The following is a 26136-nucleotide window of genomic DNA, read 5'->3' as shown; positions in this document are numbered from 1 at the left end:
CCACAATGTTCCGTGCCACCCCCGGCGAGCCGCCCGCGTCCGACGCCACCGAGGTGGGAGGGGTGACGCTCCCGCCGGGGCGGACCGTGGCCTCCCGGAGCGGCGAGGCGATCGCGTGGATCAGCGCCGACGCACTGCCGGGCGACCAGCTGGGCGCCCTGATCCGGGATCTGGCCGCCGCCTTCGCGACGACAGGGCTGTGGCCGCTGCAGGCGCACGGCCGCGGCCAGGAGGGCCCGGACTCGTGGGACGGCGACGTCCCCGGCGAGGCCGCGGACGACGCGGCGTGGAGCGAGGGAGATCTCGCGCAGCCCTGGGGCGACGGCGAACTGGCCGGCCCGCAGGGCACCGTCGGGGACGCGCTGCCCGTGCTGGTGAGGCTGGGGGCCGAGAACCCCGAGAACGAGGATCCCGACGCGGACCCCGACCGCCCCGCGGCCGTGACCGCGCTCGCCGAGGCGGTGCCCGGTGCGGACCTGCCGGCGGGCGCGCTCGACGTCGAGGGGGCCGGCGCGCTTCTGCTCGTGCCGGTCGCCCGCCCCGCCGACGTGCCGTACGCGCTCGGCTGGGCCGGTGCGGCCGACGGAGGTCTGAGCGGCACCGACGTCTCGTCGGTGTTGCGCTCCTGGGAGGATCGGTTCGGTGCGGTCCCGGTATCGATCGGCGACGACGCCCTGATGGTGCAGGTCGCGCGCCCGCCGCAGTCGCCCGCGCAACTCGACGGTGTGCTCGCAGAGCACTACGCGTTCTGCGCGGACAACATCGACCGGGGCGAGGGCGCCGAGGCCTACCGCGAGGGCCTCACGGAGTGGACCCACTGGTCGTTCTGGTGGGAGTGACCGGCTGGGTTGGACACTCGTCCCGGACCCTGGCAGGGTCGGGGATTGCGGCGTGGCGTGGCCACGGCGCCGGGTCGAGAACGGGCATCGGTCACCGTCGTCACGTCCGCGTCGCGCGGCACGCAGTGGAACGAGCACTGCCGGACGGAAGGAATCGATGAACAACGCAGCGATGCTCACCGACCACTACCCGACGCGCGTCGACCGGAGCGAGATCCACGACCGACACGACCCCGTCGTCTGGAGCGGGCGCTCCGGCCCCTGGCCCGAGGCCGCCGTCGACGATTTCGCCACGCGCGGCTTTCGCAGTGTGGAGTCCGTGCTCGGCGGCGCCGATCTCCGCGACGTGCGCGCCGAGATCGACGCCGTGACGACCCGGCTCGGAGACGACGAGCGGGTGATCCGGGAGACCTCCGACGGCAGCGTGCGGTCGGTCTTCGCGGTGCACGAGCTCAGCGAGAGGATCGCGTCGATCATCGCGCGCGAGGAGATCGCCGGGGTGGCCCGGCAGTTGCTCGGCGACGACGTCTACGTGCACCAGAGCCGAGTCAACCTCAAGCCGGGGTTCGCCGGAGGGCCCTTCTACTGGCACAGCGATTTCGAGACCTGGCATGCCGAGGACGGCATGCCGGCGCCGCGCGCGGTGAGCGTCTCGCTGGCGCTCACGCCGAACACCGCCGTCAACGGCTCGCTGATGATCATGCCCGGCTCGCACCGCCGGTTCGTCTCCTGCGTGGGGCGCACCCCCGGCGAGTACCACCGCGAATCGCTCAAGTCCTACCGGCCGCCGTTCGGTACGCCGGAGGAGCGCGACATCGCCGCGATGGCCGACGAGTACGGGATCGAGCAGGTCACCGGCGGTGCGGGCAGCGCCCTCTATTTCGACTGCAACTGCCTGCACGCTTCCGCCGGGAACATCTCGCCCTACCCGCGGTCGAACCTGTTCGTCGTCTTCAACGCGATCTCCAACCGGCTGGGCGAGCCCTTCGCCGCCGACGCCCGTCGCCCGGAGTACCTGGCGACGCGCTAGCTGTTCACGAATTCGACAGCGTGAGCGGTCAGCGCGGGTGGCCGACGACGTTGACGACGGTGCCGTCGGGGGCGCGGACGAAGAACCGGCGCGGACCCCACTCCTCGCTGGTGAGCGGGTGGACGATCTCGTAGCCGGAGCGCTGCGCCTCCGCGTAGGCCGCGTCGACGTCGTCGGTCATCACCGACAGGTCCGAGTCGATCTCCGCGGTCCGATCGCCGGTCACGAGCTGCACGCTGGCGTCGCGGTCGGGGGAGGAGAAGCGGGCGACCCACCCGAGGTTGAACTCCTCGTCGCCGAGGCCGAGGAAGTCGGCGTAGAAGCCGCGCGCGGCGGCGATATCATCCACAGCGATGTTCGGGATCACCTTGTGCACACGCATGATCAGGGCTTCTCCGGCTGGATGCCGAGGACGTCGATGGCGGTGGCGAGGCCGTCGTAGTTGGTGGTGAGCATGACGATCTCCACGAGCCTGCGGTCGTCGTAGAACGCGGCGAGTCGGGCCCAGGACTCGTCGGTGACCGCCTTGTCCTCGACCAACTCGGTGACCACGTCGAGCAATGCGGCGCTGCGCTCGTCCCAGCCGGAGCCGTCGAAGATCCGCTCGAACTGCGTCTCCGTGAGCCCCGCCCGGGCGCCGATGCGGCGGTGGTGACCCAGCTCGTAGTCGCTCCCGCGTAGGAAGGCGACGCGCACGATGACCGTCTCCGACTCCGAGCGCTTGAGCGCGCCGAAGGGCATGAGCATGCCGGAGTAGCCGAGCCAGCCGACGAACAGCCGCTTGGTGCGGCCGAGCGTGGAGAACAGGTGCATGTCGTCGGCGCGGATCGCCTTGGCGCCGATCTTGGCGATGGCGAAATTGATGGGGCCGAGCTGGCGGAGCCCGCCGGGCGTCACACGGGGTGTCATGACCCGACGCTACCGCGTGGGGGAGGGGCCGCCCGGACGGCGGCGGGATCTATCGGACGAGGTACGGCGAGATGGTGGAGCGGTGCTCGTCGATGTCGAGGGCCTTGCCGATCGCCGGGAAAGCGCGCTGGGGACACCCCGCGCGCTCGCAGACGCGGCAGCCGGCGCCGATGGGGGTGGCGTTGGCGTCGGAGAGGTCGAGCCCGCGGGCGTAGACCAGGCGGTGCGCGTGCCGCAGCTCGCAGCCGATACCGATGGCGAAGGTCTTGCCGGGCTGGCCGTACCGCGCGGCGCGCCGCTCGACGGTGCGCGCGACCCAGAGATAGTTGCGGCCGTCGGGCATCTCGACGATCTGCGTGATGATCTTGCCCGGCCACGCGAAGGTCTCGTACACGTTCCACAGCGGGCAGGTGCCGCCGGACGCGGAGAAGTGGAAGCCGGTGGAGCTCTGCCGCTTGCTCATGTTTCCCGCGCGGTCGACGCGGACGAAGGAGAGGGGCACGCCGCGCAGGTTGGGCCGCTGCAGAGTGGACAGACGGTGCGCGATGGTCTCGTAGCTGACGGAGAAGAACGCGGAGAGCCGCTCGATGTCGTACTCGAACTCCTCCGCGGCGCCGTGGAACTGCGTGTACGGCAGCACGACGGCCGCGGCGTAGTAGTTGGCGAGCCCCAGGCGCGCGAGCCGGCCCGCCTCCTCCGAGCCGAAGCCGGCACCGTCGACCAGGGCGTCGATCTCCCGGCCGCACTCGAGGTAGGCGAGCTCGGCGGCCATCTTGAAGACCTGCTGCCCGTCCGAGAGGTGGCGGTTGATCTCCAGGACGCGGGTGCGGGGATCGTAGCGGTGCAGGACCGTCTCCCCGAGGTCGACGCGGCGGCGGATGGACACGTTGTGCACCGCCTCGAGACGGGTGACGATCTCGGCCCGGACGTCGGCGTTGTGCATGCGCATCCGCGCCGTGAGCTCCTCGGCGGCCACGTCGACCTCGTGGAAGTAGTTCTGCCGCTGGTAGAAGAAGTCGCGCACCTCCTCGTGCGGGTTCGGGATGGCGCCCCGGGCCCCGGGGTCGCTCCGGCCGTCGGTGGCCTGGGCCAGCTGGTCGGCGGCGCCGAGGTAGCGGCGGTGCAGGGCGACCATGGCGCGGGCGAAGCCCGGATGATTGCGGGCCAGTTCGGACAGTTCGTCGGTGCTGGTGGGTGCGTCGACGTCCATCGTGACTTCGCGCAGCTCCGCGATCAGCCGCGTCTGGTCCTGGGAGTTGAAGAAGGAGGTGTCGACGCCGAAGACGTCGGTGATCTTGAGGAGGACGGGCACGCTGAGCGGCCGCACGTCGTGCTCGATCTGGTTCAAGTACGACGGAGAGATCTCCAAGGCCTCCGCCAGGGACGCCTGCGATAGCCCGCGCTCCTTGCGCAGGCCGCGGAGGCGTGCCCCTACGAAGGTCTTGGACATGGAGCGAAGTTTAGCCGCGGACGCCCAGCTACCGACCGGTTCTCAAGGTTCACCTCCGGCTTCGCAGTGAAGTGCGTCACAGCGTAGCGCCCGCGGTACGCGCGGCGGCGGTGGCGGACCGTCGGGAACCGGCGAGGGGGCGCGGCGCCGCGGGTCCACAAACTCCCAGTACGAGCGTACTTTTTAAGCCGGCGTCCGCCACGAACCTTCGCAGGATTAGCAAGTTCATCCTGATTTCATGGCTTGCTTTGGCATTGGCGACTACCTTGGCCTGCGGCTTTAGGTGTGGCACAGTAGGCGAAGGCGCAACGCCGGGACTGCGATTGGGGTTAGCGATACCCTCGCCCAGCCGCCCGGTGGCCGATCAGATCCGCATCGAAGCAACGAAGAACGGGGAGCCAATGAGCACCGTCGGACAGCCGAGGACCGCCGCCGAGATCCAGCAGGATTGGGATACCAACCCGCGCTGGAAGGGCATCACGCGTGACTACACCGCCGCCCAGGTGGAGGAGCTTCAGGGCACCGTCGTCGAGGAGCACACCCTCGCTCGCCGTGGCGCCGAGATCCTGTGGGAGGGCGTGACCAAGGGCGACGGCAGCTACATCAACGCCCTGGGCGCCCTCACCGGCAACATGGCCGTGCAGCAGGTGCGCGCCGGCCTCAAGGCCGTGTACCTCTCGGGCTGGCAGGTCGCCGGTGACGCGAACCTCTCGGGCCACACCTACCCGGACCAGTCTCTGTACCCGGCCAACTCGGTGCCGAACGTCGTCCGTCGCATCAACAACGCGCTGCTCCGCGCCGACGAGATCTCCCGCGTCGAGGGCGACACCTCGGTCGACAACTGGCTCGTCCCCATCGTCGCCGACGGTGAGGCCGGCTTCGGCGGTGCGCTCAACGTCTACGAGCTGCAGAAGGCCATGATCGCCGCGGGTGCCGCCGGTACCCACTGGGAGGATCAGCTCGCCTCGGAGAAGAAGTGCGGCCACCTCGGTGGCAAGGTGCTCATCCCGACCGCGCAGCACATCCGCACGCTGACCTCGGCTCGTCTGGCTGCCGACGTCGCGAACACCCCCACCGTTGTCATCGCGCGCACCGACGCCGAGGCCGCCACCCTGATCACCTCGGACGTGGACGACCGCGACAAGCCCTTCGTCACCGGTGAGCGGACCGCCGAGGGCTTCTACAACGTCAAGAACGGCATCGAGCCCTGCATCGCGCGCGCCAAGGCCTACGCGCCGTACGCCGACATGATCTGGATGGAGACCGGTACCCCGGATCTCGAGCTCGCCAAGAAGTTCGCCGAGTCTGTCAAGGCCGACTTCCCCGATCAGCTGCTGTCCTACAACTGCTCGCCGTCGTTCAACTGGAAGCAGCACCTGGACGACGCGACCATCGCGAAGTTCCAGAACGAGCTGGGTGCCATGGGCTTCACCTTCCAGTTCATCACGCTGGCCGGCTTCCACGCCCTCAACTACTCGATGTTCGACCTGGCTCACGGCTACGCCCGCAACCAGATGTCGGCCTACGTCGAGCTGCAGGAGCGCGAGTTCGCGTCGGAGGCCCGTGGCTACACCGCCACGAAGCACCAGCGCGAGGTCGGCGCCGGCTACTTCGACCGCATCGCCACCACCGTCGACCCGGAGAGCTCGACCACCGCGCTCAAGGGCTCGACCGAAGAGGGCCAGTTCCACTAGGAACTGTTCCGCCTCCCCGGGAATCTAGCCGATCGCAGGCGGTCCGTGACTTTCGTCGCGGGCCGCCTGTGGCGTACGTGGGTACGGTCTGGGCGTACCCCTGCGGAGTTACCTCGTCTCACCTCAAGCCGTTGTTACGTTAGGAAAGTTTCATGAGTGAATCCGTATCTCGGGTCGGCGTTGTCGGCGCCGGGCAGATGGGCGGCGGTATCGCCGAGGTGTCCGCACGCGCGGGCGCCGACGTGCTGGTGTGGGAGGCCACCGAGGAGCTCGCGGCCGGCGGCCGCGCCCGCATCCTCAAGTCGCTGGACCGCGCCGTGTCCAGCGGCAAGATCACCGAGCGTGAGCGCGACCAGGCCGCCGAGCGGCTGACGTTCACCACCGACCTCGCCGACTTCGCGGACCGTCAGCTGGTGGTCGAGGCGATCGTCGAGAACGAGGCCGTGAAGGCGGAGATCTTCGGCAAGCTCGACGAGGTCGTCACCGACCCCGACGCCGTGCTCGCCTCCAACACCTCGTCGCTGCCGATCCAGCGCATCGCCACCGCCACGAAGAACCCCGGCCGCGTGCTGGGCCTGCACTTCTTCAACCCGGTGCCCGTGCTGCCGCTGGTCGAGGTGATCAGCTCGCTGTCGACGTCGGAGTCCGCGGCCGCCCGCGCCGAGCAGTTCGCCTCCGAGGTGCTGGGCAAGCAGGTCGTGCGCGCGACGGACCGCTCCGGCTTCATCGTCAACGCGCTGCTGGTGCCGTACCTGCTCTCGGCGATCCGCATGTACGAGTCGGGCTTCGCCACCGCCGAGGACATCGACAAGGGCATGATGCTCGGCTGCGCGCACCCGATGGGCCCGCTCAAGCTGGCCGACCTCGTCGGCCTCGACACGGTGAATTTCATCGCCGACGCGATGTACGCCGAGTACAAGGAGCCCACCTACGCCGCGCCGCCGCTGCTGCTGCGCCTGGTGGAGGCCGGCTACGTCGGCAAGAAGTCGGGCCGCGGCATCTACGAGTACCCCGCGAAGTAGTCCCCTGGTAGGTAGCTCAGCAGCGGTAGCCCGGTGGTGTCGAGAGGGGTCGCCAGGGCTGCCGCTGGTATGGGCGGGCGCGATTGCATGCATCGCGATATTATCTTTGATGAATCGCACGCGGAGCGAAGGAGGCAGCGTGACCGAATCGGGGCGGGTTGAGGTTGACTTCGCGTTCGTTCAGTCGGCCGTCGCGCGCGAAGTTTCCGCACACGATGCGTCCCTGGACGCCTTCGTCAGATCGAAGCAGCAAGTCAGTGAGGTTACTGCTCGATGGAGTGGTATCGGATCGCAGGCGTTCGACAGCCGCTGGACCGAGTGTCCGATCAGGTCGAGTCGGTCCTGAAATCGTGGCAGTCGAGGAATACGGCAGCCGATCTTGCTATCAACAACTATTCCGCTCAGGAGTCGGACAACTCATCTGACCTCGGCGGCGGATCGATCGAGCTGAATCTCTGATGGCCGTCGATTACGAAGCGCCGATCAGCATGATGAGCGGCCTGATCGATGATCTCACCGCGTATTCGCGAAGTCTGAGTGAGGTGTTGGATCAGTCCAGGGTCGAGAACGTTCGCATGGAGACGTCGTGGACAGGCGGCGCAGGCGAAGCTCGGGCGGAAGAGCACCAGAAGTGGCTCACGAACGCTGCGGATGTCCGTGCGAATATCGAAGCGCGAGTGCAGCACCTCACCACCGCGAAGACCGCCTATCTCAAGGCCTATGACACGAACCGGTCGATGTTCGGTGCCGACGGGGCGTTGTGACACCGACAACGATCAAGGTAAGTTCCCAGGTCTACTACGGGTTGGCGTCGATCCTTTCCACCGCGACTGACAAAATCGGCTCGACGCTTCTTACATGCGCGACCTCGCTCGACGGGTGCGAAGGAATGGCCGGTTCCGACGAAGCGGCAGCCGATTGGGCTGCGGGCTACGACGCGCAGATCAAGAGTCTCCTGGCCGCAACCGCGCTACTGGGGAATGCCACGGACGCGCTCGGTTTCAGGGTACATCAGGCCGGCGTGAACCACGAGGTGACAGAAAATCATGTGGCCGGGAAACCGGCACCGACGACGCCGTCGTACAAGGACGGTTCCAAATGTCTGTACAACGACCCGCCTACGGCGCTCGGCAACAACGGACCGGGGCTGCAAGGGCTTGTCGACCTGATCAATGAGATCGGCATCCCGGTGCCGAACGGTCACCTGGACCGCTTGACGGCTGCGTCCGCGGCGCTGAAGGCCCTTGGACAGGGAGTCCGTTCGGCGTTCACGACGATCAATCTGATGAAGAGTATGGGGGTCAGCCAGTGGGTGGGGTCGGGCCTCGCGGAGGGCTCCGACATCATCGCGCGCGTCAACGGTCTGTCCGCAGCCGCAGAGAGCATCGCCAATGACGCAGACCACTTGGCCACGAAGATTTCGGAGTTCGCCCAAGAGGTGAGCAATGTTCGGAACGACATTCTTGAAGAGATTGAGATCGCGGCGATTACGGAAATGGCTTTTGTCATCGTTGCCTCCATCTTCGCAGTACCTACGGGTGGTGCTACCGCGGTCGGTGGTGCTGCTGCAGTTGCTGCCAGAACAGCCTTGGCGGCGAGCAAGATTCGAACTCTTATCGTCCAGGCCGCGACCAAGGTTCGTATACTTCGCCCTAGTGTCGCCACCGTCGGCAAGGGCAAGATCGAGCCGGGACTGGCAGCGGTACGCGACGCGCCCGTGAAGAAGCTCGAGGTCGGCGAAGGGGGGAAGCTCAAGGAAACCACCGGGTTCTCGCCCGAGAAAGAACGTAGCTGGCAGAAGTATCTCAAGACAAAGGAGGAGGAAGGCAAGACGCCTTGGCCGCAGGATCGTTGGTCGAAGAACTATGATCAGAATATTCTCAATCGAGTGAATGGTGCGGCTTGGGAGAAGGAGGCGGGCGAACTCTACGGATACAGCAAGGAAGCGGGCTACCGGGCTCATTTCGATCCGGATGGAACCGGCGCTAGACGTTATGATTTCGGCAAGCCGGGTGACTACGTAGAGATGAAGTCCGGGGGGATGGACCGAGGTCAGATGAGGATTGATGAAGCTGCGCTTGGGCAGGGCAACAAAGTTACCTATCATCTTTTGCAGAAACCCACCAACTCCGAGCTGGTATGGCTCGAAAGCATGAAATCGAAGTATCCGGGGGCGATTTGACTATACGGTTGGAAGGTGATGGGCTGTCATGGCTAAGCGAAGCGAGCGACAGATTCGTGAATTTGAAGAAGCGCAAAATGCGCCGAAATTCCGTGGCTGGCTAGACTATCAATCTGCGTCGTGCGAAATTGGTGAAGGCTTCCTGGATGGCCGCGACTTCTCGTCGCTGGATTTCGACGGGAACGGACTGCGAGTTGCTGAGAAATGGGCCCTTGAGCTCTGGAGTGACTCGGACGAGCCGTATCGTACGCCTGACGATCTAAAGGTTTCGCAGAGTTTGACCTACTTTGTTGGAGAGGTCTATATTCGATCGTTTGAAGGTTGGTGGGTCAATACGCGAATCCAGGTGGGCGACCGAACGGGGTGGACTCATATGGTTCACCTGCCGTATAGTCAGCGTTTTCTTGCGCCCAATGAGCAGTTGATCATTGCCTTGTCGAGGCGCACTGGGGAAGAGTGGTCAATGGTGTATCAATGGCAGAAGGAGGCTTATGCGGCATGGGTTGCGAGTGGGCGACCTCCCGTTGAGGAGCCTTAGCGTCTGGCCTTGATCTTTCGAGCGGGTGACGTAGAGCTGATTCAGATCACTGGTTCCGACCTGGATTCGGGGTGTGGGGCCATAGTCGTACCGCGGCCATGTTGCCGATTGCTGAAACGCAAGAAGGCTTGCCGTTTCAGTCGTTGTCGGCGCACAGTTCGATAATCTGTGTGCGTAACACGCGAAGTGGGTTTCTGAGAACGACGCTGACGAGGAGATGCAAGTGTGCGAACTGACACCTGCACGGTTGGCGCTAGTCAGGCGCGGCCTTGTGGCCGGTTTGGTCGTGGCCGCCGTCGCTGCCGGAGCAGTGGGCTGCGCCCGGGGTGACAGGTACGTCGTGGGTGCGTCAGGTATAGGTCCCGTCTCGTCCTCCGGCGAGGAAGGGGAGGCAGGCTCGGCGATCAATTCGGGAGGGTTGACCTCTATCGAGTGCAGGCCGGACGTCACATCACCCTCCTACTGTGCAACCTCGGGGGTCGTGCCGCGGGCCGTTCCTCGCGGATCGGTGGTCAAGCTCGCAGCCGGTGATGTTCTCCGCTTCCCGCAATCCGATGGAAGCGACCGGGTCTGCGCGATCGGCCTGTTTGCTCGCGATACGACGAACGCGGTATGGGCGGTGTCGGGACCCTCATGCGCGACGGGAGCAGGCGTTGCGCGTACCGCTGATGGGTATGCGGTGGGCGAGGTCAAGGTCGTTGCCTTACGCACCGACCCGAAGCGCTCCCTTTCTGTCGTAGAGCTGTCTCACTACGTGCGATGGTCGCAGTCCGCGAAATCGATCAGTGAGGCGATAGCGGGCGCGGCCGTCGTCTCACACAGCCCGCATGGCCCGGTCGAGTGGTGGAAAGCCGAGAAGAAGTCGCTCGTCTGGGATGGTGATGGAGTCGCTCCGAGGATGATGCCCGGCGATGCGGGGGCACCGGTCATGCAGGGCGCCAAGCTTGTCGGAATCTGCGATCGGGATCAGGGGATGGCGCCGTACGACGAGATTCTCGACGTCCTCGCCCAGCTGAGATCCGGAGCCAATCTCGCATACTGATCCGCCTTCTCCATTGTTGATTGCTGAACCGGCAAGGAAACTTGCCGGTTCAGCCGTTTCTGGAGCACGGTGGATCTCATGAACGAGATGCAGATCCTGGACACCGTCATCGTCGGCGGCGGGGCCGCCGGGCTCACCGCCGCGCAGGTCCTCGGCCGGGCGCGACGGGCGGTCACCGTCGTCGACACGGGCGCGCCCCGCAACGCCCCGGCCGAGCACATGCACGGCTATCTCGGGCACGACGGCCTGAACCCGGCCGAGCTACTCGCCCTCGGCCGGCGCGAGGCGCAGGCCTACGGCGTGCGCGTCCTCGCCGGCGCCGCGACCGCCGTGCGCCGCGACGGCGACCTGGTCGAGGTCACCGTCGGCGGCGAGGTGCTGCGCGCCCGCACCCTGCTGGTCGCCACCGGCCTCACCGATGTCCTGCCCGACGTCCCCGGCGTCGCCGAGCGCTTCGGCCGCGACGCCATCCACTGCCCCTTCTGCCACGGCTACGAGGTGCGCGACCGCCCGCTGGCGGTGCTCGGCGGCGACAACCCCGCCATGTCGGTGCACCAGGCGCTGATGATCCCGCAGTGGTCGCGCGACCTGATCTTCTTCACCAACGGCCTCGAGATCGACGGGGCGGACCGGGCGCGGATCGAGGCCCGCGGGACCCGCATCGTCGACGGTGCCGTGGCCGGGCTCGTCGTCGACGGTGACGCGCTGCGCGCCGTCCGCCTCGCCGACGGCACCGAGATCGAGCGCGAGGCCGTCTTCGTCGGCCCGCGGTTGGTGCCGCAGGACGAGCTGCTGCTGCAACTGGGCGCCGTGCGCGGCGAGAACGGCTTCGTCCCCGTCGACCCGATGGGCGGCGTGCTGCCTGGCGTGTGGGCGGCCGGCAACGTCGTGAACCCGATGGCGCAGGTCATCGTCGCCGCCGGCGCGGGCTCCACCGCCGCCGCGGCGATCAGCGCGCACCTCCTCGAGCGCGACATCGCGGCGGATCTGGACGCTGCGGCGCTCGCCCGCTGACTTACCAGCGTTAGCTGCAGACGTTTCCCCATGAAGCGGCATGGGCTAACGCTGTTAAGTCGGGCGGAGTGGGGCGGGGGGTGGGGCGACGGTCCGCGGTCTCGACCCGGCCCGGAGGGTGGCGCGCTAGCGTGGCGGCATGACCAGCGCACTGGACCGGGTGGAGGCTCTCCTCGATCCCGGCCGGCTCGGCCGCGAGCCCGACCGCAGCCACGGCTACCTCGACGTCCTCGCGCCCGACAGTGCGAAACCGACGGGCTTGAGCAACGCGCTGATGCACAACCCGGCGCTGGCCGCGGTGTACGAGAAGGCGTGGCGGCCCGCCTTCACCCGGCTGTTCAGCCTCGGCGGCAGCGGCACGCTCAGCCGCACCGATGTGCTGCTCGAGGAGCTCACCGGCAGGGGCGAGCAGACGGTCCTCGACGTCGCCTGCGGGCCCGGCCTCTACACGAAACCGCTGGCCCGCAAGCTCAGCGGCGAGGGGGTCGTCGTCGGCCTCGATGTCTCGGACGCGATGCTGCAGCGCGCGGTGCGCGACAACGCCGACGACCGCGTCGCCTATGTCCGCGGCAGCGCCCTCGAACTGCCCTTCCCCGACGGCACGTTCGACACCGTGGTCTGCCTGGCCGCGCTGTACTTGATCCCCGCACCGCGGCTCGCGGTGCGCGAGATCTGCCGCGTCGCGAAGCCGGGGGGCCGCGTCGCGCTGTTCACGTCGCTGCAGACGCCGCTCACGTCGGTCTTCGGCTCGTCGACCGCGGAGCGGGTCTCCGGGTTCCGCTGGTTCGGCAAGGACGAGGTCACCGGCTGGCTGCGCGAGTACGGCCTCGTCGACGTGCAGCAGACCGTCAGCGGGCAGGGGCAGTTCGTGACCGCCCGCAAGGCGCAGTGAACCAGCCCCGGGGTCACCCCGGGGGATAGGCGGCGAGCAGCTCGGTGCGCAGCGGGTGAGTCGTGTGCGGCGCCCACAGCGCCTGGACGGGGACCTGCGGCGCGTCGTCGAGGTCGAGGACGACGACCCGCCCGTCGGACCGCGGCTCCGCCGGATCCGTGACGAACGCGGTCGCGTGCGGCGAGGTCAGCACGGCTGTCGCCGGCGGAGTGCCTTGCACGTGGTTCACCAGCAGGTCCGGTTCGAAGCCCGCGCGACGGCACTGCGCGACGAGGAAGTCCGTGTAGAACGACGCGTGGGGCGGCGCCCACACCACGATCGGCGAGCCCGCGAGATCCGCCAGCGCCAGCGATTCCCGGCCGGCCAATTCGTGATCGCGGTGCAGCGCGACCCGCATCCGGTGGTAGGTGAGCGTGACCCCGGCCAGCCGGTCCGGGAGTGCGACGCCGCGGCGCAGCACCAGGTCGACGGTGCCCCGCTCCAGTTCGTCGGTCATCGCCGACGGGAACAGCTCCCGGACGGTGATCGACGGCGACTCCGGCCTGTCGATGAGCGGTTCGAGCAGCTCGTAGGCCTCGTCGGCGGTCACCGCTGGGCTGCGGCCCACCACGAACGGACGGCGTCGCTCGGCCCCCGCCTCGCGGGCACGCGCGGCGAGGAGGCGGGCGCCGGACAGGACGGCGGGCGCACCGTCGTACAGGGAACGGGCGGCGGCGGTGGGCGTGAGGCGACGCCCGGACCGCGTGAACAACGGCGTGCCGAGTTCGCGCTCCAGCTGGCGCATCGCGGCGGACAAGGCCTGCTGGCTCAGGTGCAGGCGAGCGGCCGCGGCGGCGAGGGAGGGTTCCTCCATCGCGGCGACGAACTGCTCGAGACGACGGAGGTCGGGCGTGGTCACCCGAGCATCATTGCACAACCAAAACTGGTGAATAGACCCGAAACGTTCGATTGTTGGTTGTCTGTTGCGTCCCTAAGTTGGAGATCGCACGCGTTTCCCCGACACAAGGAGGAGAAGATATGACGAAGCTCGCAGGGAAGACCGCCGTCGTCGCCGGTGGCGGCAAGAACCTCGGCGGCCTGGTCAGCCGTCACCTCGCCGGCCTGGGCGCGAATGTGGTGGTGCACTACAACAGCCCGTCGTCGGAGGCGGAGGCGCGCGAGACCGCGGCCGCCGTCGAGGCCGCGGGCACCAAGGCGCTGCTCTTCCAGGGCGACCTCACCGTGCCCGCGAAGGTCACCGAGCTGTTCGACGCGGCCGTCGCCGAGTTCGGCGGCGTGGACGTGGCCGTGAACACCGTCGGCAAGGTGCTGCGCAAGCCGATCCTCGAGACCAGCGAGGAGGAGTACGACTCCATGCTGGACATCAACGCGAAGGCCGCCTACTTCTTCATCAAGGAGGCCGGCCGCACGCTGAACGACGACGGCACGCTCATCACCATCGTGACCGCGCTGCTCGGCGCCTTCACCGACGGCTACTCGACCTACGCGGGCGGCAAGTCGCCGGTGGAGCACTTCAACCGCGCCGCGGCGAAGGAGTTCGGCGTTCGCGGAATCAACGTCAACGCCATCGCGCCCGGCCCGATGGACACGCCCTTCTTCTACGGCCAGGAGACGCCGGAGCGCGTCGAGTTCCACAAGTCGCAGGGCATGGGCAACCGCCTGACGTTCATCGAGGACATCGCTCCGATCGTCGACTTCCTCTCGACCGACGGTCACTGGATCACCGGTCAGACGCTGTTCGCGAACGGCGGCTACACCACGCGCTGACGCGGTGCGCGCGGGTGGGCCCGGCGATCTACCATGATCGACGGTTCGGACGATCACGACGACGCGACGACGAGCAGGGGAAGCAGTGGTGGATGGACCGTCGGCGGCACGCCGCCGCCTGACCCGGATGCTGGGGCGCGACCCCCACGAGGAGGGCCGGACGGCGACGACGCTGGAGCTGTTCTTCGACCTCACCTTCGTGGTGGTCTTCTCCCTCGCCGGGGTGCAGCTCGCGGACGCGATCGCGGAGGCGCACTACTTCACGGCCTTCCTCGGCTTCGGGTTCTGCGCCTTCGCCGCGATCTGGGCGTGGATCAACTTCACGTGGATGGCCTCGGCCTTCGATACCGACGACTGGCTCTTCCGCGCCGTCACCATGCTGCAGATGATCGGCGTCTGCATCATGGCACTCGGTATCGAGCCCTTCTTCGCCTCCGTCACCGCGGGCGACCGGCCGAACAACACGGTGCTGGTGATCGGCTACGTGGTGATGCGCGTGGCACTGCTCGCGCAGTGGGCCCGCGTGGCGGTCTCCTCGCCGCAGTACCGGACGGCCGCGGTCACGTACCTCGCCGCGATCACCGTCGCGCAGGTCGGCTGGCTCTTCACCGCCTTCGCGCCGCTGACGCTCGCCCAGATCATCGTGGTCGGCCTGGTGCTCTACGTGGTGGAGCTCGGCGGGCCCGTGATCGCCGAGAAGCGGCAGCGCACCCCGTGGAACCCGCATCACATCGCGGAGCGCTACGGCCTGCTGACCATCATCACCCTCGGCGAGGGTGTCGTCGGCACCGTCGTCGCCCTGCAGGCGCTGCTCGAGGCGCAGGGCTGGAGCCCCGACGTCGCGGTGCTCGGCGTCGCGGCGATGGTGCTCAACCTGTCGATCTGGTGGATCTACTTCTCGATCCCCGTCGGGCACGCGCTGGTCCGCAACCCCGACAAGTGCTTCATCTGGGGCTACGGGCACGTCGTGATCTTCATGGCGATCGCCGCCTTCGGCGCCGGTCTGCACGTCGAGGCGCTGGGCATCTCGCACGAAGCACACGTGAGCAACGTGGTGGTCGCCTCGGCGTTCGTCGTTCCGCTGGCGGTGGCGGTGCTCGGGATCGAGCTCATGGACGCGTACCTCACCGGGTACGACGGCCACCGCGCCCTCACCGTGGCGATCACTCTCGCACTGCTCGGCGCGGGTGTCGCGGCCGTCGCCGCCGGGGCGACGCCGCTGGCCGCGCTGGTGTGGAGCGCCATCGCCCTGCTGGTGCAGGTCGTCGTCGAGGAGCTGTGGTCCGGCAAGCGCCGGGCCGAGCGCCTCGCGTATCGCTCCCTATAGGGGCGGTGCACTCCCTACGTCCATGGACATGGGGAATGCACGACACGCCATGGCTCTGCACGGCCCGCTAGGGAGCGCCGACGGGGCCGGGGCCGTGCGGGCCGACGGGGCCGGGTCCTTACGACGGGGCCGGGCAGTGCGGGCCGGCACCGTCGGAGCCGACGGGGCGGAGCGGTCAGGCCGGGGCGAGGCGCGCCTTCTCGTGCTCGACGTCGAAGTCGGCGGGAGGCCAGTCGAGGTTCAGGCCCTCGAGCGCCTCGATGAGCAACTCGGTGACCGCGAGCCTGCTGAACCATTTCCGGTCGGCCGGGATGATGTGCCACGGCGCACCGTCGACGCTGGTGCGGTCCAGCATGGCCTGGTAGGCCTCCTGGTACTTCGGCCAGTGGCCGCGCTCGTCGATGTCGCCGGGGTTGTACTTCCAGTACTTGTCGGGGCGGTCCAGCCGCTCCGCGAGCCGCTTCTTCTGCTCGTCCAGCGAGACGAACATGGCGCACTTGACGAGGGTGACGCCCGACTGGGCCAGCTCCTCCTCGAAGCCGTTGATGATCTCGTAGCGCGGCTCCCAGACCGACTGCGGCACCAGCTCGTGCACGCGGACCACCAGCACGTCCTCGTAGTGCGAGCGATCGAAGACGCCGAGCTGGCCGCCCTTCGGCGTCTGCCGGCGGATGCGCCACAAGAAATCGTGCGCGAGCTCCTCCTCCGTCGGCTTGCCGAACGAGGCGGGCCGGACACCCTGCGGGTCGACCATGCCGATGACGTGCCGCACGATGCCGCCCTTGCCCGCCGTGTCCATTCCCTGCAGTACCAGCAGCACCGAGCGGTGATCGCCCGCGCGGCCGTTGGCGTACAGGAGCTCCTGCAAGTGCGAGAGCCGCTCGCCGTGCTTGGCGAGGAGCTTCTCCCCGAGCGCCTTGTCGCCGTCGAAGCCCGGCTTGCCGGACGTGTCGATGTCCTGGACCAGGGAACCGGGCTGCCAGCGCAGAGCTGCGGACGCGGAACCGGACCACCCCTTCTTCTTCGCCATGGAGCCACCCTATCCGGCGCGCCGGCCCGACCTTCGGGCAAGATCGACTCGTGACGGTGTCATCAACCGCGGGTACCCCGCAGTCGTCCGGGACGGGTTCGGCGTCCCGCGTCCCGGCGAGTCCGTTCGGCGGCACGCCCGACGAGCAGAAGCGTCGTGACCTCCGCAAGATGAAGGCGCTCGCCCTCTCCTTCCTCATCGGCGCGGCGATCATCTACCTGTTCTGCGAGTACCTGGACACGAAGGGCTCGGGCCTGGCCATCGCCGGGCCGTGGGTCGGCTACGTCAAGGCCGCGGCCGAGGCGGGCATGGTCGGCGGCTTCGCCGACTGGTTCGCGGTGACTGCGTTGTTCCGGCACCCCCTCGGGCTGCCGATCCCGCACACGGCGATCATCAAACGCAAGAAGGACCAACTGGGCGACGCGCTCGGCGGCTTCGTCGAGAGCAACTTCCTCACGCCCGAGGTGATCGCGGAGAAGGTGGGCTCGCTCGACCTGAGCGGCCGCGTCGCGAACTGGATGGCCGACCCGGACAACTCCCAGAAGCTGGGCGCGGAGGCGGCGAAGCTGGTCAAGGTCATGAGCGAGGTGCTGCGCGACGAGGACGTCGAGGCGGTACTCAACTCGACGATCATCAAGCGGCTGGCCGAGCCCGAGTGGGGACCGCCCATCGGCCGCCTGGTGGAGACGCTGCTGCACGAGCAGCGCCAGCTGCCGCTGATCAACCTGCTCGCCGAGCGCGCCCACCATTGGGCCCTGGGCAGCCAGGGCGTGATCGACAAGATCGTCGACACCGACGGCCCGCAGTGGTCGCCGAAGTTCGTCAACTCGCTGCTGGGGGAGCGGATCTATCGGGAGCTCGTCGAGTTCACGTGGAAGGTGCGCAGCGACCCGGACCACGAGGTGCGCCAGTCCATGAGCACGTTCCTCTGGGACTTCGCCTCGGACCTGCAGCACGATCCGCGCACCATCGCCAAGGTCGAGGAGGTCAAGGCCGAGCTGATGGGCCGCGAGGAGGTGCGCCACGCGGCGCAGGCCGCGTGGCGGGCCGCGAAGCGGATGATCGAGGCGTCCGTCGACGATCCCGATTCCACGCTGCGGGAGAAGTTCAGCGAGTCGGCCGCTCGGTTCGGCGTGCGGCTGCGCGACGACCAGGCCCTGCGCGACAAGTTCGACTTCTGGGTCGACCGGTCCGTGCGGCACCTCGTCGAGAACTATGCGAGCCAGATCACATCGATCATCACGGACACCGTCGCGCGCTGGGACGCCGACGAGGCCTCCGGCAAGATCGAGCTCGCCGTGGGCCGTGACCTGCAGTTCATTCGGATCAACGGCACGGTCGTCGGTGCGATCGCCGGCCTGGTGATCTACTCGCTCACGCAGATCTTCTTCTGATTGGAATCACCCTGCTAGCTAACCGCTTGCAGGAGCTAGCACTAACTGTTAGCGTGGAACCAGCCGCGCGGACGGGAGACCGGATATGACGAGCGACGAAGAGACCGTTGAGAATTCGGGATCTGACATCGGAGCGTTCATTCGGGCGCAACGTCTCGCGGCAGAGGTGTCCATCCGGCAGCTGGCCGAGAAGGCGGGGGTGTCCAACCCGTACCTCAGCCAGATCGAGCGGGGGCTCCGACGACCGTCGGCCGACGTGCTCGGGCAGATCGCCAAAGCACTGCGGCTCTCGGCCGAGGTGCTCTACGTGCAGGCCGGGATCCTCGAAGAGCGTCCCGAATCCCCGGTGCGCGACGCGCTGATCGCGGACACGACCATCACCGAACGGCAGAAGCAGGCTCTGCTCGAGATCTACGAGAGCTTCCGCCGCGAGAACGAGACTGCATTGAAGGAGATCACCCCATGACCGAGCAGAACGCCCTCGACGACCTGAAGACCCCCCTCTTCGCCGCTCTCGGCGCCGGTGACTACGCCTACGAGGCCGTCTCCGAGGTCGTCGAGAAGCTGCGCGCCGCCGCGACCGACGCATCCAAGGACTTCCAGACCAAGGTCGAGGAGGCCCAGGCCAAGGTCGAGGAGGCCGCCGGCACCGCGCAGACCAAGCTGACCGAGGCCAAGGACGGCCTGCCCAAGGACGTCGACGAGCTGCGCGCCAAGTTCACCGCCGACGAGCTCCGCAAGGTCGCCGCCGCGTACATCCAGGTCGCCACCGACATCTACGAGTCGCTCGCCGAGCGCGGCGAGAGCGCCTTCGAGCGTCTCACCTCCGGCTCCGTGATCGAGGACGCCACCGAGCAGGCCACCAAGGCCTACAACTCGGCCGTCGAGCTGACCGAGTCCTCGCTGGGCCAGGTCGCGACCGCCACCAAGCAGGTCGGCGAGCGCGCCGCGAAGCTGGTCGGCCGCGCGGGCGACGAGAGTGCGGCCGCCGCCGATAAGGCGGAGGCCACCATCGAGGAGACCACCGAGAAGGCGGCCGCCGCCGTCAAGAAGGCTGCGCCGAAGAAGTCCGACGCCTGATCTTCCGCACGTGAGCTCCACCCCGGGCGCCCGGCGGCACTGCCGCCGGGCGCCCGACCTTTAGAATCGGTGTCATGGACGTCCTCCTCTACGGATTCGGCACTCTGAGCCTGCTCGCCTCGCTCGTGATCACGGTCGCGCTGCTCGCGACGGGTGCGTTCTGCCTCATTCACGCCCTCCGCGCCCCGGCCGACGCCTTCACCGCCGCTGGGAAGTGGAAGAAGAACTACTGGGTCATCACGCTGATCGTGTGCGAGCTGCTCGTGCTGGCCGGCCTGAACTACATGGGCACCGTGATCGGTGCGATCGGCATCCTCGTGTACCTCCTCGACGTGAAGCCGAAGCTCGACGAGGTCCGTCGCCCGCGCTACTGAGTCCGCGCTATTGAGTATTCGTTAGTAAGGTTGCTCGCATGAAGATCTCCAAGAAGCTCGTCGTCGGCGCCGCGGGCGCTCTCGGCGCCGGCGCCGCCGCCATCGCCGCGAGCGTCGCCGCCTACGCGCTGTCGTCGCCGGCCGAGCCGGCGAACGCGAAGCTGATCGAGGACTACGACGGGCCGCACGAGGACGGCGTCGTCGTCTCCGGCGACGGCACCCGCCTGCACACCAGGGTGTGGGGCCCGGTGGACGGCCCGATCGCCGTATTGATCCACGGCTGGACCTGCAATCTGGCCAACTTCCCGCGACAGGTCGAGCACCTCGTCGGCCGCGGATACCGGGTCGTCGCCTACGACCAGCGCGGCCACGGTGAGTCCGAGGCGGGCGCCTTCGCGTTCTCCGTCGGCGTGCTCGCCGACGACCTGCACGCCGTCCTCGCCGCCCACGTGCCGACGGGGAAGAAGGCACTGCTCGTCGGGCACAGCATGGGCGCTATCGCCATCATGGCCTGGGCGGACAAGTACACCGACGAGGTCGCCGAGCGCGCCCACCACGCGGTGCTGGCCTCCACCTACGCCAGCGATGCCATCGCCGGATTCGCCGGGGCCACGCCCCTGGCCGTGCTCACGCGCGTGGCGCCGCGGTTCACGCAGAAGCTCGGTGACGGCATTCTCGGTGCCACCTCCACGTTCAAACGCAACCGCCTGCATACCGCCGTCATCAGGTACACCGCGCTGTGCGGCTACTCGTCCTATGGCGCCGTGAGGTACACCGAGGACATGGTCGCCTCCTGTCCGCCGGACGTGCGCGCCGAATGGGGGCATGTGCTGGCCAGCGTCGACGTGACCGCGGGCCTGCGCAAGATCACGATCCCCACCTCCGTCGCGGTGGGCCAGTTCGACCACCTCACCCCGCCCGCGGACGCCGACATCATCGCCGGAGAGCTCCGCGTCGCCGGGAAGCTGGACCGCTTCGCGGTGATCCGCGACTCCGGCCACATGCTCCCCCTGGAGCAGCCGGAGAAGTTCAACGCCCTGCTGGACTCCATCCTCGACGGCCGCCCCGTCGCCGCCGGAGCGCCGCGCTGACACCCCGTCGGAATTGAACGACGTTTTTGAGAGGAAAACCGCAGGTCGCGCTCTCCAGAACGTCGTTCAATCGCGGGGGAGGGGGTCAGGAGAAGACGACGGTCTTGCGGCCGTGGACCAGCACCCGGTTCTCGAGGTGCCAGCGCAGGCCGCGGGCCAGCACGATCTTCTCGATGTCGCGGCCGCGGAGCACCATGTCGGTCGCGGCGTCGGCGTGGTCCACGCGCGCGACGTCCTGTTCGATGATCGGGCCCGCATCCAGGTCCGCCGTGACGTAGTGGCAGGTGGCGCCGATCAGCTTCACGCCCCGGGCGAAGGCCTGATGGTAGGGGCGTGCGCCGACGAAGCTCGGCAGGAAGCTGTGGTGGATGTTGATCGCCCGGCCGGCCCAGGCCGCGCACAGCTCCGGCGGCAGTACCTGCATGAACCGCGCCAGCACCACCGCGTCGGGGGCGAGTGCGTCGGTCAGGGACGCGACCTCGGCGAAGGCCGCCGACTTGTCGGAACCGGGGCCGGGGAAGGGCACGTGGTGGAACGGGAGGTCGAGGCGCTCGACGAAGTCCCGCTGGTCCTCGTGGTTGCCGATGACCGCGGCGATCCGCGCGTTCAGCTCGCCCGTCGCCACCCGGCCGACGAGGTCGTGCAGGCAGTGACCCTCCTTGCTGACCAGCACGACGATGTCCTTCGGCTCCGCGCTGGAGGTCAGGCGCCACTCCGTCTCGGGGCCGAGCTCCGCCGCGACCTCCGCCGCGAAACGGGACCGCAGCTCGTCGAGCGGGATCGCCACGCTGTCGGCGCGCACGGCCTGCCGGGTGAAGAACCAGCCGCTGTCCTGGTCCGAGTGGTACCCGGCCTCGACGATCCACCCGCCCACGTCGGCGAGGAAGGTCGAGATGCGCGCGACGATGCCGGTGGTGTCCGGACAGCCGAGGGTGAGGACGTAGCGTGTTTCGCGGGTCACGCCCGGTATCGTCTCAAACGTGCTCACACGCTCCGAAGTCGCCGCCTTCGTCGATCACACGCTGCTCAAGCCCGAGGCCACGGAGGCCGCGGCCGCCGCGGCCTACGCCGAGGGCCTGGACCTGGGCGTCTACGCCGTCTGCCTGTCCCCGTCGATGCTGCCGCTGCGCGCCGCGATCGACGCGCAGGCCGGTGCCGGGGAGACGGGGCCGCGGGTGCCGCAGCTCTGTGTCGTGGCGGGCTTCCCGTCCGGCAAGCACCACACCCTCATCAAGGCCGCCGAGGCGCGGATGGCGATCGAGGAGGGCGCGCACGAGGTCGACATGGTGATCGACGTCGGGCTCGCGCTCGCCGGTGACCTGGACCGCGTCTTCTCCGACGTGCTCACCGTCCGCGAGGCCATCGGCGCCGACCCCGTGCTCAAGGTGATCGTCGAGTCCGCGGCGCTGCTCGAGTTCGGCGACGCTGACCTGCTCGCCGAGGTGTGCCGGCGGTCCGTCAAGGGCGGCGCCACCTTCGTCAAGACCTCGACCGGGTTCCACCCGTCGGGCGGCGCATCCGCGGAGGCGGTGGCGCTCATGCGCGCGGCCGTCGGGCCCGAGGTGGGCGTGAAGGCCTCGGGCGGCATCCGCTCCGCCGAGGCCGCGCAGGAGATGATCGACGCCGGCGCCAGCCGGCTCGGCCTCTCCGGCACCCGCGCGGTGCTCGCAGGCTTCCCGGAGTAACGCACGTTCGCTCCGTCCGACGGTGCGCCCAGGCCCCGTCGGGCTAGGCGAGTTTCGCGGGCAGTGCCGCCCACCCGTACAGCGTGGCGAGCCCGCGATGCGTGCCGGGCCCGTCGAGCGCGAGGCCCGGGTACCGCTCGAACAGCGCGCGCAGCGCCACGGCGCCCTCCATCCGCGCCAGCGCCGCGCCGATGCAGGCGTGGATGCCGTAGCCGAAGGAGACGTTCTTCTTCGCCTCGGGCCGCGCGACATCGAACTCGTGCGGCCGGTCGAAGACGGCGGGGTCGCGGTTCGCGCCCGCGAGCAGCAGCGAGACGACGGTGCCCTCCGCGAAGGCGAAGCCCTCGATCTCGCCGCTCTCCCGGGCCGCGCGCGCGGTGCGCTGGACGGGGCTGGAGTAGCGCAGGATCTCTTCGACGGCGTTCGTCCACAGCTCGGGCTCGGCGCGCAGCCGCTCCAGCTGAGCGGGGTGCTCCAGCAGCGCGACGATCCCGTTGCCGATGAGGTTGACCGTGGTCTCGAAGCCCGCGCCGATCAGCAGCGCCGCGTTCGTCACCAGCTCCCGCTCGGTCAGCTCGCCGGAGCCGGCGAGCAGCGCGAACGGGTCGTCGGCGTCCGGCCGCGCGCGGACCCGCGCGAAATGCGCGGTGAGATATTCGTCGAGGCCCCGGAGCGCGTGTTGCGCGCGCCGGTAGACCGGCCAGTCGAGGCCCGTGTCGAGCAGCGGCGCCGCGGCCTCGCCCCACTCCAGCATGTACTCGTCGTCGGCCTCGGGCAGGCCCAGTAGCCGCCCGATCATCGTGACGGGCAGGCGCGCGGCGTAGCCCGTCACGAGATCGGGGCGGGGAGCGCGGGCGAGCTCGTCGAGGAGCTGCTCGCTCACGGTCCGTGCCCGGTCGGTGAGCGTCGCGATCGCCTTCGGGGTGAAGGTCCGGGCGATGGGGTGCCGGTACGCCGTATGCGCCGGAGGCTCGCTGACCAGCATCGACGGCGGCTCGACGGGGTTCGGCAGGCGCGGGTCGCTCCATTCGAGGACTTGGAGGAGCGGCCGCGGCAGGCCGAAGTCCCGCGGCTGAACGGTGGCGAACCGCGGGTCGCGCAGCACCGCCCGGCACAGCGCGTGATCGGCCGTCGCCCCGCCGACCTCGCTGCCGATGATCCGGCCCTGCTCGCGGATGCGGTCGAGCCGCGCGTACTGGCCGCCCGGCGCGCCGCGGTAGCCGAGCAGGAGCTCGGCCATGGTGTCGCCGCGGGCGGCGCGGCGGGGGAGGGCGTAGCGCGGCAGCCCGTGCAGCACCGCCCAGCGGACCCGCAGCCTCAGGTCGAGCCGCGGCGCGCTCACGGCCGCACCACCGTGGGATCGAGGGCCTCGACCACCAGCGGACCGTCGGGCGTGGTGCGCCAGAACCGGACCGCCGAGCCGACGCCCGGGACCTGCGGCTGCAGCAGTTCGTCGCCGCTCGCGCGCCACTGGGCGGAGAAGGGCCCGCCGTCGCCGGTGATCTCGAGGACGAACCCGGTGACGCCGCCGGTCTCGGACGTGCGCACGCGGCGTTCCTCGACGGTGCCGTGGCCGGGCACGGCCGCGCCGCGCAGTGCGGCCCAGCGCCGCTCGGCGTCCCGTTCCTGCGCGGCGCTTCCGAAGGAGGCCAGGTAGGCGAACCAGAAGCCGCACAGGACCAGCCCGGGGAAGGCGGTGAACAGCACCCGGAACCACAGGCCGGGGACGTCATCGGCCGTCCACAACCCGACGACGAGGACGGCGGCGCCGAGCGTGGCGATCACGAGGCCGACGCCGAGGAGCGTCTTCGTCGCGGCCGTGAGGCGCGGCGGCAGCCCCAGTGCGCTCGGTGGGTGCGCGCTGAAGTTACGCACGACGTGCACCACCCGACCCACCGGGGCGTCCATCGCCATGGCCCGCTAGAGCACCGAGCAGTTCGTGGCGCCGACGTCGGCGCCGCTCTCGATGTCCTTCGGCAGCACGTTCTGGCCGGAGTAGCGCAGCGAGATGCCCTCGTCGGTCATCTTCAGGTCGCTGGCGGTCAGGCCGTTCGGGGTGGGGATGTCGGCGACGGCCGTGATGAGCTGCTGCGCCAGGTCGTCGGGGACGCCGATGCCGAAGACCGACGCCTTGCTCGCCGTGAGCACCACCTTGTTGTCCTTGATGGTCGGCGTGAGGTTGACCGTGACCGGCACGATGACTGCGGTGCCGCTGATCTCGATCCGGTTCGCTGCGGCGTTCAGCGTGACCGTCGGGTCGCTGATGACCTGCGAGCTGACGACCTTGTTCTTGATGCCGTCGGCGGTGAAGGTGCCGACGATGGTGGCGTCGTCGATCTTGTTCTCGCCGCTGGGCTCGACGCCCTTGAGCAGGATGTGCGCGTTCAGCCCGGGAGTGCCCTGCATGCCGTCGACCTGGATGTCGATCGAGGAGATCTTGCCGCTCGCGTTCTGGATCAGCATCGGCGTCTTCGCGAAGCCGACCTTGGCGTCGCTCGCCCTCGTGCCCTGCTTGATGTTGTCCGCGAGGCAGTTCTGCACGTGGTTGCGGATGTACAGCTCGGAGCCGACGAGCACGATCACGAGGACCGCGACGAGGCCGGCCGCCGCCAGGCCGATGAGCTTGCCGGTGGAGCGCTGCTTGGCCGGCTTCGCGGGCTTACCGCCCCCGCCCCGGCCGCCCTGCCCCGACGGTCCGCCGGGCGGGATCTGCGTGGGCGGCACCGGGGGGAGCGGCGGCTGCTGGCCGGGCGCCGGCTGCGCGTGCGCGCCCGACGGCCGGGCCGCGGGCTCGATCGGCCGGGTGAAGCCGTCCTGCGGCCCGTCCTGCGGACCGTTCGGGGGGCCGGGGTTCTGCGGGGCGTTCGGGTTCGTGTCCATCGGCGTTAGATTGTTCCTCATCCCTGGGTGGCGACGGTGAAGGCCCTGCGATTGGCGAGGACGGGCAGCGTGGCCCGCACCTCGTCGACGCGGGCGAGCGGCAGGTCGACGACGAGCTGTTCCGGCCCGTCGCCGGCGGAGGCGAGCACCGCACCGTCGGGCCCGACGGCGAGCGAGCCGCCCACCCCGCGCGGCGCGGGGCCGGGCTCCGGGTCGGACGGGCGCGCCTGGTCGACGGCGACGACGTAGGTGGTCGAGTCCAGCGCCCGCGCGCGGGCCAGCGTGGTGAAGGCGTCGAGCTTGCCGGGGCCGTCGCCCCACGACGCGGGCGTGACGATCACCTGCGCCCCGGCGTCGGCGAGGCCCTGGTACAGGGCGGGGAAGCGCAGGTCGTAGCAGGTGCTCAGCCCGACGGTGACCCCGCCGACGTCGATCAGCACCGCACGCTCGCCGGGCTCGACGGTGCGCGACTCGGCGAAGCCGAAGGCGTCGAAGAGGTGGATCTTGTCGTAGGCGGTGCGGGTGCCGTCGGGGGCGGCGGACAGCAGGGTGTTGCGGACCCGGCCGTCGGCGGCGGGGGTGAACATGCCCGCGACGACGTGCACTCCGGTGGCCCGGGCGGCGTCGGCGACGCGCGTCGCCCACGGCCCGTCGAGCGGCTCGGCGACGGGCCCGAGCGGCACCCCGAACCGGCACATCGTGGCCTCGGGGAAGACGGCGAGCGCGGCCCCCGCCTCCGCGGCGCGCCGCAGCCCGTCCTCGACCAGCGCGGCGTTGGCGGCCGGGTCGGTCGTGGCCTCGAGCTGCGCCAGCGCGACGGTCAGCGATGTCATGCGCACCACACTACTGACTCACGCTCGACGACCCGTGCTCGAGACGGGTCGCCGCGCCGCACG

28 protein-coding genes are annotated in these 26136 nt (G+C 69.1%); 18 read left to right on the top strand and 10 right to left on the bottom strand.

The features are described 5' to 3' along the window. Window positions 1-5 precede the first annotated feature (5 nt). Together FK529_RS00640 and thpD are read left to right on the top strand one after the other, a co-directional pair. Window positions 6-839, top strand: a complete 834-nt coding sequence (locus tag FK529_RS00640; protein ID WP_146558590.1) for a DUF4253 domain-containing protein — start codon at window positions 6-8, stop codon at window positions 837-839. A 157-nt stretch (window positions 840-996) separates the two neighbouring features. Then, entirely contained in the window at window positions 997-1869 is an 873-nt protein-coding gene (gene thpD / locus FK529_RS00635; protein ID WP_146558588.1) for an ectoine hydroxylase, read from the top strand. A 28-nt stretch (window positions 1870-1897) separates the two neighbouring features. Here the strand turns inward: thpD and FK529_RS00630 are convergent, their stop codons facing one another. Genes FK529_RS00630 through ramB form a run of 3 tightly spaced genes read right to left on the bottom strand, consistent with a single transcriptional unit; the run spans window position 1898 to window position 4228 of the window. Next, window positions 1898-2251, bottom strand: a complete 354-nt coding sequence (locus FK529_RS00630) for a VOC family protein (protein WP_146558586.1) — start codon at window positions 2249-2251, stop codon at window positions 1898-1900. Window positions 2252-2253: 2 nt separating this feature from the next. Beyond that, window positions 2254-2778 carry a carboxymuconolactone decarboxylase family protein gene (locus FK529_RS00625; protein ID WP_146558584.1) on the bottom strand — a complete coding sequence of 175 codons (525 nt, stop codon included), beginning with the start codon at window positions 2776-2778 and terminating at the stop codon, window positions 2254-2256. 49 nt (window positions 2779-2827) lie between these two features. After that, entirely contained in the window at window positions 2828-4228 is a 1401-nt protein-coding gene (ramB, locus tag FK529_RS00620) for an acetate metabolism transcriptional regulator RamB (protein WP_146558582.1), read from the bottom strand. A gap of 401 nt (window positions 4229-4629) precedes the next feature. Here ramB and aceA point away from each other — a divergent pair, with 401 nt between their 5' ends. From aceA to FK529_RS00580, 8 genes are all read left to right on the top strand, one after another. After that, on the top strand, window positions 4630-5922 hold the full coding sequence (gene aceA, locus FK529_RS00615; protein WP_146558580.1) for an isocitrate lyase: 1293 nt from the start codon (window positions 4630-4632) through the stop codon (window positions 5920-5922). A 152-nt stretch (window positions 5923-6074) separates the two neighbouring features. Then, window positions 6075-6944: a 3-hydroxybutyryl-CoA dehydrogenase gene (locus tag FK529_RS00610; RefSeq protein WP_146558578.1), complete on the top strand. Its 870-nt coding sequence runs from the start codon at window positions 6075-6077 to the stop codon at window positions 6942-6944. Between the two features lie 458 nt (window positions 6945-7402). After that, window positions 7403-7708: a hypothetical protein gene (locus FK529_RS00605; protein WP_146558576.1), complete on the top strand. Its 306-nt coding sequence runs from the start codon at window positions 7403-7405 to the stop codon at window positions 7706-7708. Further along, window positions 7705-9126 (top strand): hypothetical protein, encoded by a 1422-nt coding sequence (locus FK529_RS00600; RefSeq protein WP_146558574.1) that lies wholly within the window; start codon window positions 7705-7707, stop codon window positions 9124-9126. Before FK529_RS00605 ends, FK529_RS00600 begins: the two co-directional genes overlap by 4 nt. Window positions 9127-9154: 28 nt before the next feature. Beyond that, a complete protein-coding gene (locus tag FK529_RS00595) occupies window positions 9155-9664 on the top strand; it encodes a hypothetical protein (RefSeq protein ID WP_146558572.1) in 510 nt (169 codons plus the stop codon). A gap of 679 nt (window positions 9665-10343) precedes the next feature. Continuing rightward, window positions 10344-10706, top strand: a complete 363-nt coding sequence (locus FK529_RS00590) for a hypothetical protein (RefSeq protein ID WP_158635014.1) — start codon at window positions 10344-10346, stop codon at window positions 10704-10706. A gap of 78 nt (window positions 10707-10784) precedes the next feature. Further along, window positions 10785-11720 carry an NAD(P)/FAD-dependent oxidoreductase gene (locus FK529_RS00585; protein ID WP_146558568.1) on the top strand — a complete coding sequence of 312 codons (936 nt, stop codon included), beginning with the start codon at window positions 10785-10787 and terminating at the stop codon, window positions 11718-11720. A 139-nt stretch (window positions 11721-11859) separates the two neighbouring features. Beyond that, entirely contained in the window at window positions 11860-12612 is a 753-nt protein-coding gene (locus FK529_RS00580) for a class I SAM-dependent methyltransferase (RefSeq protein ID WP_146558566.1), read from the top strand. Between the two features lie 13 nt (window positions 12613-12625). Here the strand turns inward: FK529_RS00580 and FK529_RS00575 are convergent, their stop codons facing one another. Further along, complete coding sequence (locus FK529_RS00575; RefSeq protein ID WP_146558564.1) at window positions 12626-13510, bottom strand: LysR family transcriptional regulator; 885 nt, start codon at window positions 13508-13510, stop codon at window positions 12626-12628. 119 nt (window positions 13511-13629) lie between these two features. Between FK529_RS00575 and FK529_RS00570 the strand changes: the two genes are divergently transcribed. Beyond that, window positions 13630-14379 carry an SDR family oxidoreductase gene (locus FK529_RS00570; protein ID WP_146558562.1) on the top strand — a complete coding sequence of 250 codons (750 nt, stop codon included), beginning with the start codon at window positions 13630-13632 and terminating at the stop codon, window positions 14377-14379. 88 nt (window positions 14380-14467) lie between these two features. Continuing rightward, the gene (locus FK529_RS00565; protein ID WP_331456309.1) at window positions 14468-15706 is read left to right on the top strand and encodes a low temperature requirement protein A; all 1239 of its coding nucleotides are present in this window, start codon (window positions 14468-14470) and stop codon (window positions 15704-15706) included. 175 nt (window positions 15707-15881) lie between these two features. On the opposite strand, the gene FK529_RS00560 is transcribed toward FK529_RS00565, so the two are convergent. Further along, the gene (locus tag FK529_RS00560; protein ID WP_146558558.1) at window positions 15882-16736 is read right to left on the bottom strand and encodes a polyphosphate kinase 2 family protein; all 855 of its coding nucleotides are present in this window, start codon (window positions 16734-16736) and stop codon (window positions 15882-15884) included. Window positions 16737-16906: 170 nt separating this feature from the next. On the opposite strand from FK529_RS00560, the gene FK529_RS00555 reads away from it, so the two are divergent. The 5 genes from FK529_RS00555 (at window position 16907) to FK529_RS00535 (ending at window position 20675) form a co-directional block, all read left to right on the top strand. Further along, window positions 16907-18130 (top strand): DUF445 domain-containing protein, encoded by a 1224-nt coding sequence (locus FK529_RS00555; RefSeq protein ID WP_231702895.1) that lies wholly within the window; start codon window positions 16907-16909, stop codon window positions 18128-18130. Between the two features lie 85 nt (window positions 18131-18215). Further along, window positions 18216-18596 (top strand): helix-turn-helix domain-containing protein, encoded by a 381-nt coding sequence (locus tag FK529_RS00550; RefSeq protein ID WP_146434377.1) that lies wholly within the window; start codon window positions 18216-18218, stop codon window positions 18594-18596. Further along, a complete protein-coding gene (locus tag FK529_RS00545; RefSeq protein WP_146558556.1) occupies window positions 18593-19210 on the top strand; it encodes a heparin-binding hemagglutinin in 618 nt (205 codons plus the stop codon). Before FK529_RS00550 ends, FK529_RS00545 begins: the two co-directional genes overlap by 4 nt. Before the next feature lie 74 nt (window positions 19211-19284). Continuing rightward, window positions 19285-19584, top strand: a complete 300-nt coding sequence (locus tag FK529_RS00540) for a DUF2516 family protein (RefSeq protein WP_146558554.1) — start codon at window positions 19285-19287, stop codon at window positions 19582-19584. A gap of 38 nt (window positions 19585-19622) precedes the next feature. Continuing rightward, window positions 19623-20675, top strand: a complete 1053-nt coding sequence (locus tag FK529_RS00535; protein ID WP_146558552.1) for an alpha/beta fold hydrolase — start codon at window positions 19623-19625, stop codon at window positions 20673-20675. 85 nt (window positions 20676-20760) lie between these two features. On the opposite strand, the gene purU is transcribed toward FK529_RS00535, so the two are convergent. Next, the gene (gene purU, locus FK529_RS00530; protein ID WP_146558550.1) at window positions 20761-21636 is read right to left on the bottom strand and encodes a formyltetrahydrofolate deformylase; all 876 of its coding nucleotides are present in this window, start codon (window positions 21634-21636) and stop codon (window positions 20761-20763) included. Between the two features lie 7 nt (window positions 21637-21643). Here purU and deoC point away from each other — a divergent pair, with 7 nt between their 5' ends. Next, window positions 21644-22360: a deoxyribose-phosphate aldolase gene (deoC, locus tag FK529_RS00525; protein WP_146558548.1), complete on the top strand. Its 717-nt coding sequence runs from the start codon at window positions 21644-21646 to the stop codon at window positions 22358-22360. Between the two features lie 43 nt (window positions 22361-22403). Here the strand turns inward: deoC and FK529_RS00520 are convergent, their stop codons facing one another. The 4 genes from FK529_RS00520 to FK529_RS00505 are packed head-to-tail and all read right to left on the bottom strand — an operon-like array spanning window position 22404 to window position 26064. Beyond that, entirely contained in the window at window positions 22404-23702 is a 1299-nt protein-coding gene (locus tag FK529_RS00520; RefSeq protein WP_231702857.1) for a cytochrome P450, read from the bottom strand. Then, window positions 23699-24274 carry a hypothetical protein gene (locus FK529_RS00515; RefSeq protein ID WP_146558546.1) on the bottom strand — a complete coding sequence of 192 codons (576 nt, stop codon included), beginning with the start codon at window positions 24272-24274 and terminating at the stop codon, window positions 23699-23701. The genes FK529_RS00520 and FK529_RS00515 overlap by 4 nt, the downstream gene beginning before the upstream one ends. Before the next feature lie 6 nt (window positions 24275-24280). Then, window positions 24281-25240 (bottom strand): LmeA family phospholipid-binding protein, encoded by a 960-nt coding sequence (locus FK529_RS00510; protein ID WP_146558544.1) that lies wholly within the window; start codon window positions 25238-25240, stop codon window positions 24281-24283. A gap of 17 nt (window positions 25241-25257) precedes the next feature. Next, window positions 25258-26064, bottom strand: coding sequence for a carbon-nitrogen hydrolase family protein (locus FK529_RS00505; RefSeq protein ID WP_146559467.1), 807 nt, complete (start codon window positions 26062-26064; stop codon window positions 25258-25260). Between the last annotated feature and the right edge of the window lie 72 nt (window positions 26065-26136).

Origin of the sequence: Tsukamurella asaccharolytica, from assembly GCF_007858435.1 — a bacterium.
GTDB classification, from domain to species: domain Bacteria; phylum Actinomycetota; class Actinomycetes; order Mycobacteriales; family Mycobacteriaceae; genus Tsukamurella; species Tsukamurella asaccharolytica.
Note: the sequence above shows the minus strand (reverse complement) of the source record. Positions and strands in the feature narration are given on the sequence as shown.

Coding starts and splice junctions, on each gene's coding strand:
- FK529_RS00640 (WP_146558590.1), top strand. CDS start 6: ATGTTCCGTGCCACCCCCGGCGAGCCGCCCGCGTCCGACGCCACCGAG.
- thpD (WP_146558588.1), top strand. CDS start 997: ATGAACAACGCAGCGATGCTCACCGACCACTACCCGACGCGCGTCGAC.
- FK529_RS00630 (WP_146558586.1), bottom strand. CDS start 2,251: ATGCGTGTGCACAAGGTGATCCCGAACATCGCTGTGGATGATATCGCC.
- FK529_RS00625 (WP_146558584.1), bottom strand. CDS start 2,778: ATGACACCCCGTGTGACGCCCGGCGGGCTCCGCCAGCTCGGCCCCATC.
- ramB (WP_146558582.1), bottom strand. CDS start 4,228: ATGTCCAAGACCTTCGTAGGGGCACGCCTCCGCGGCCTGCGCAAGGAG.
- aceA (WP_146558580.1), top strand. CDS start 4,630: ATGAGCACCGTCGGACAGCCGAGGACCGCCGCCGAGATCCAGCAGGAT.
- FK529_RS00610 (WP_146558578.1), top strand. CDS start 6,075: ATGAGTGAATCCGTATCTCGGGTCGGCGTTGTCGGCGCCGGGCAGATG.
- FK529_RS00605 (WP_146558576.1), top strand. CDS start 7,403: ATGGCCGTCGATTACGAAGCGCCGATCAGCATGATGAGCGGCCTGATC.
- FK529_RS00595 (WP_146558572.1), top strand. CDS start 9,155: ATGGCTAAGCGAAGCGAGCGACAGATTCGTGAATTTGAAGAAGCGCAA.
- FK529_RS00585 (WP_146558568.1), top strand. CDS start 10,785: ATGAACGAGATGCAGATCCTGGACACCGTCATCGTCGGCGGCGGGGCC.
- FK529_RS00580 (WP_146558566.1), top strand. CDS start 11,860: ATGACCAGCGCACTGGACCGGGTGGAGGCTCTCCTCGATCCCGGCCGG.
- FK529_RS00570 (WP_146558562.1), top strand. CDS start 13,630: ATGACGAAGCTCGCAGGGAAGACCGCCGTCGTCGCCGGTGGCGGCAAG.
- FK529_RS00560 (WP_146558558.1), bottom strand. CDS start 16,736: ATGGCGAAGAAGAAGGGGTGGTCCGGTTCCGCGTCCGCAGCTCTGCGC.
- FK529_RS00555 (WP_231702895.1), top strand. CDS start 16,907: ATGAAGGCGCTCGCCCTCTCCTTCCTCATCGGCGCGGCGATCATCTAC.
- FK529_RS00550 (WP_146434377.1), top strand. CDS start 18,216: ATGACGAGCGACGAAGAGACCGTTGAGAATTCGGGATCTGACATCGGA.
- FK529_RS00545 (WP_146558556.1), top strand. CDS start 18,593: ATGACCGAGCAGAACGCCCTCGACGACCTGAAGACCCCCCTCTTCGCC.
- FK529_RS00540 (WP_146558554.1), top strand. CDS start 19,285: ATGGACGTCCTCCTCTACGGATTCGGCACTCTGAGCCTGCTCGCCTCG.
- FK529_RS00535 (WP_146558552.1), top strand. CDS start 19,623: ATGAAGATCTCCAAGAAGCTCGTCGTCGGCGCCGCGGGCGCTCTCGGC.
- FK529_RS00515 (WP_146558546.1), bottom strand. CDS start 24,274: ATGGCGATGGACGCCCCGGTGGGTCGGGTGGTGCACGTCGTGCGTAAC.
- FK529_RS00510 (WP_146558544.1), bottom strand. CDS start 25,240: ATGGACACGAACCCGAACGCCCCGCAGAACCCCGGCCCCCCGAACGGT.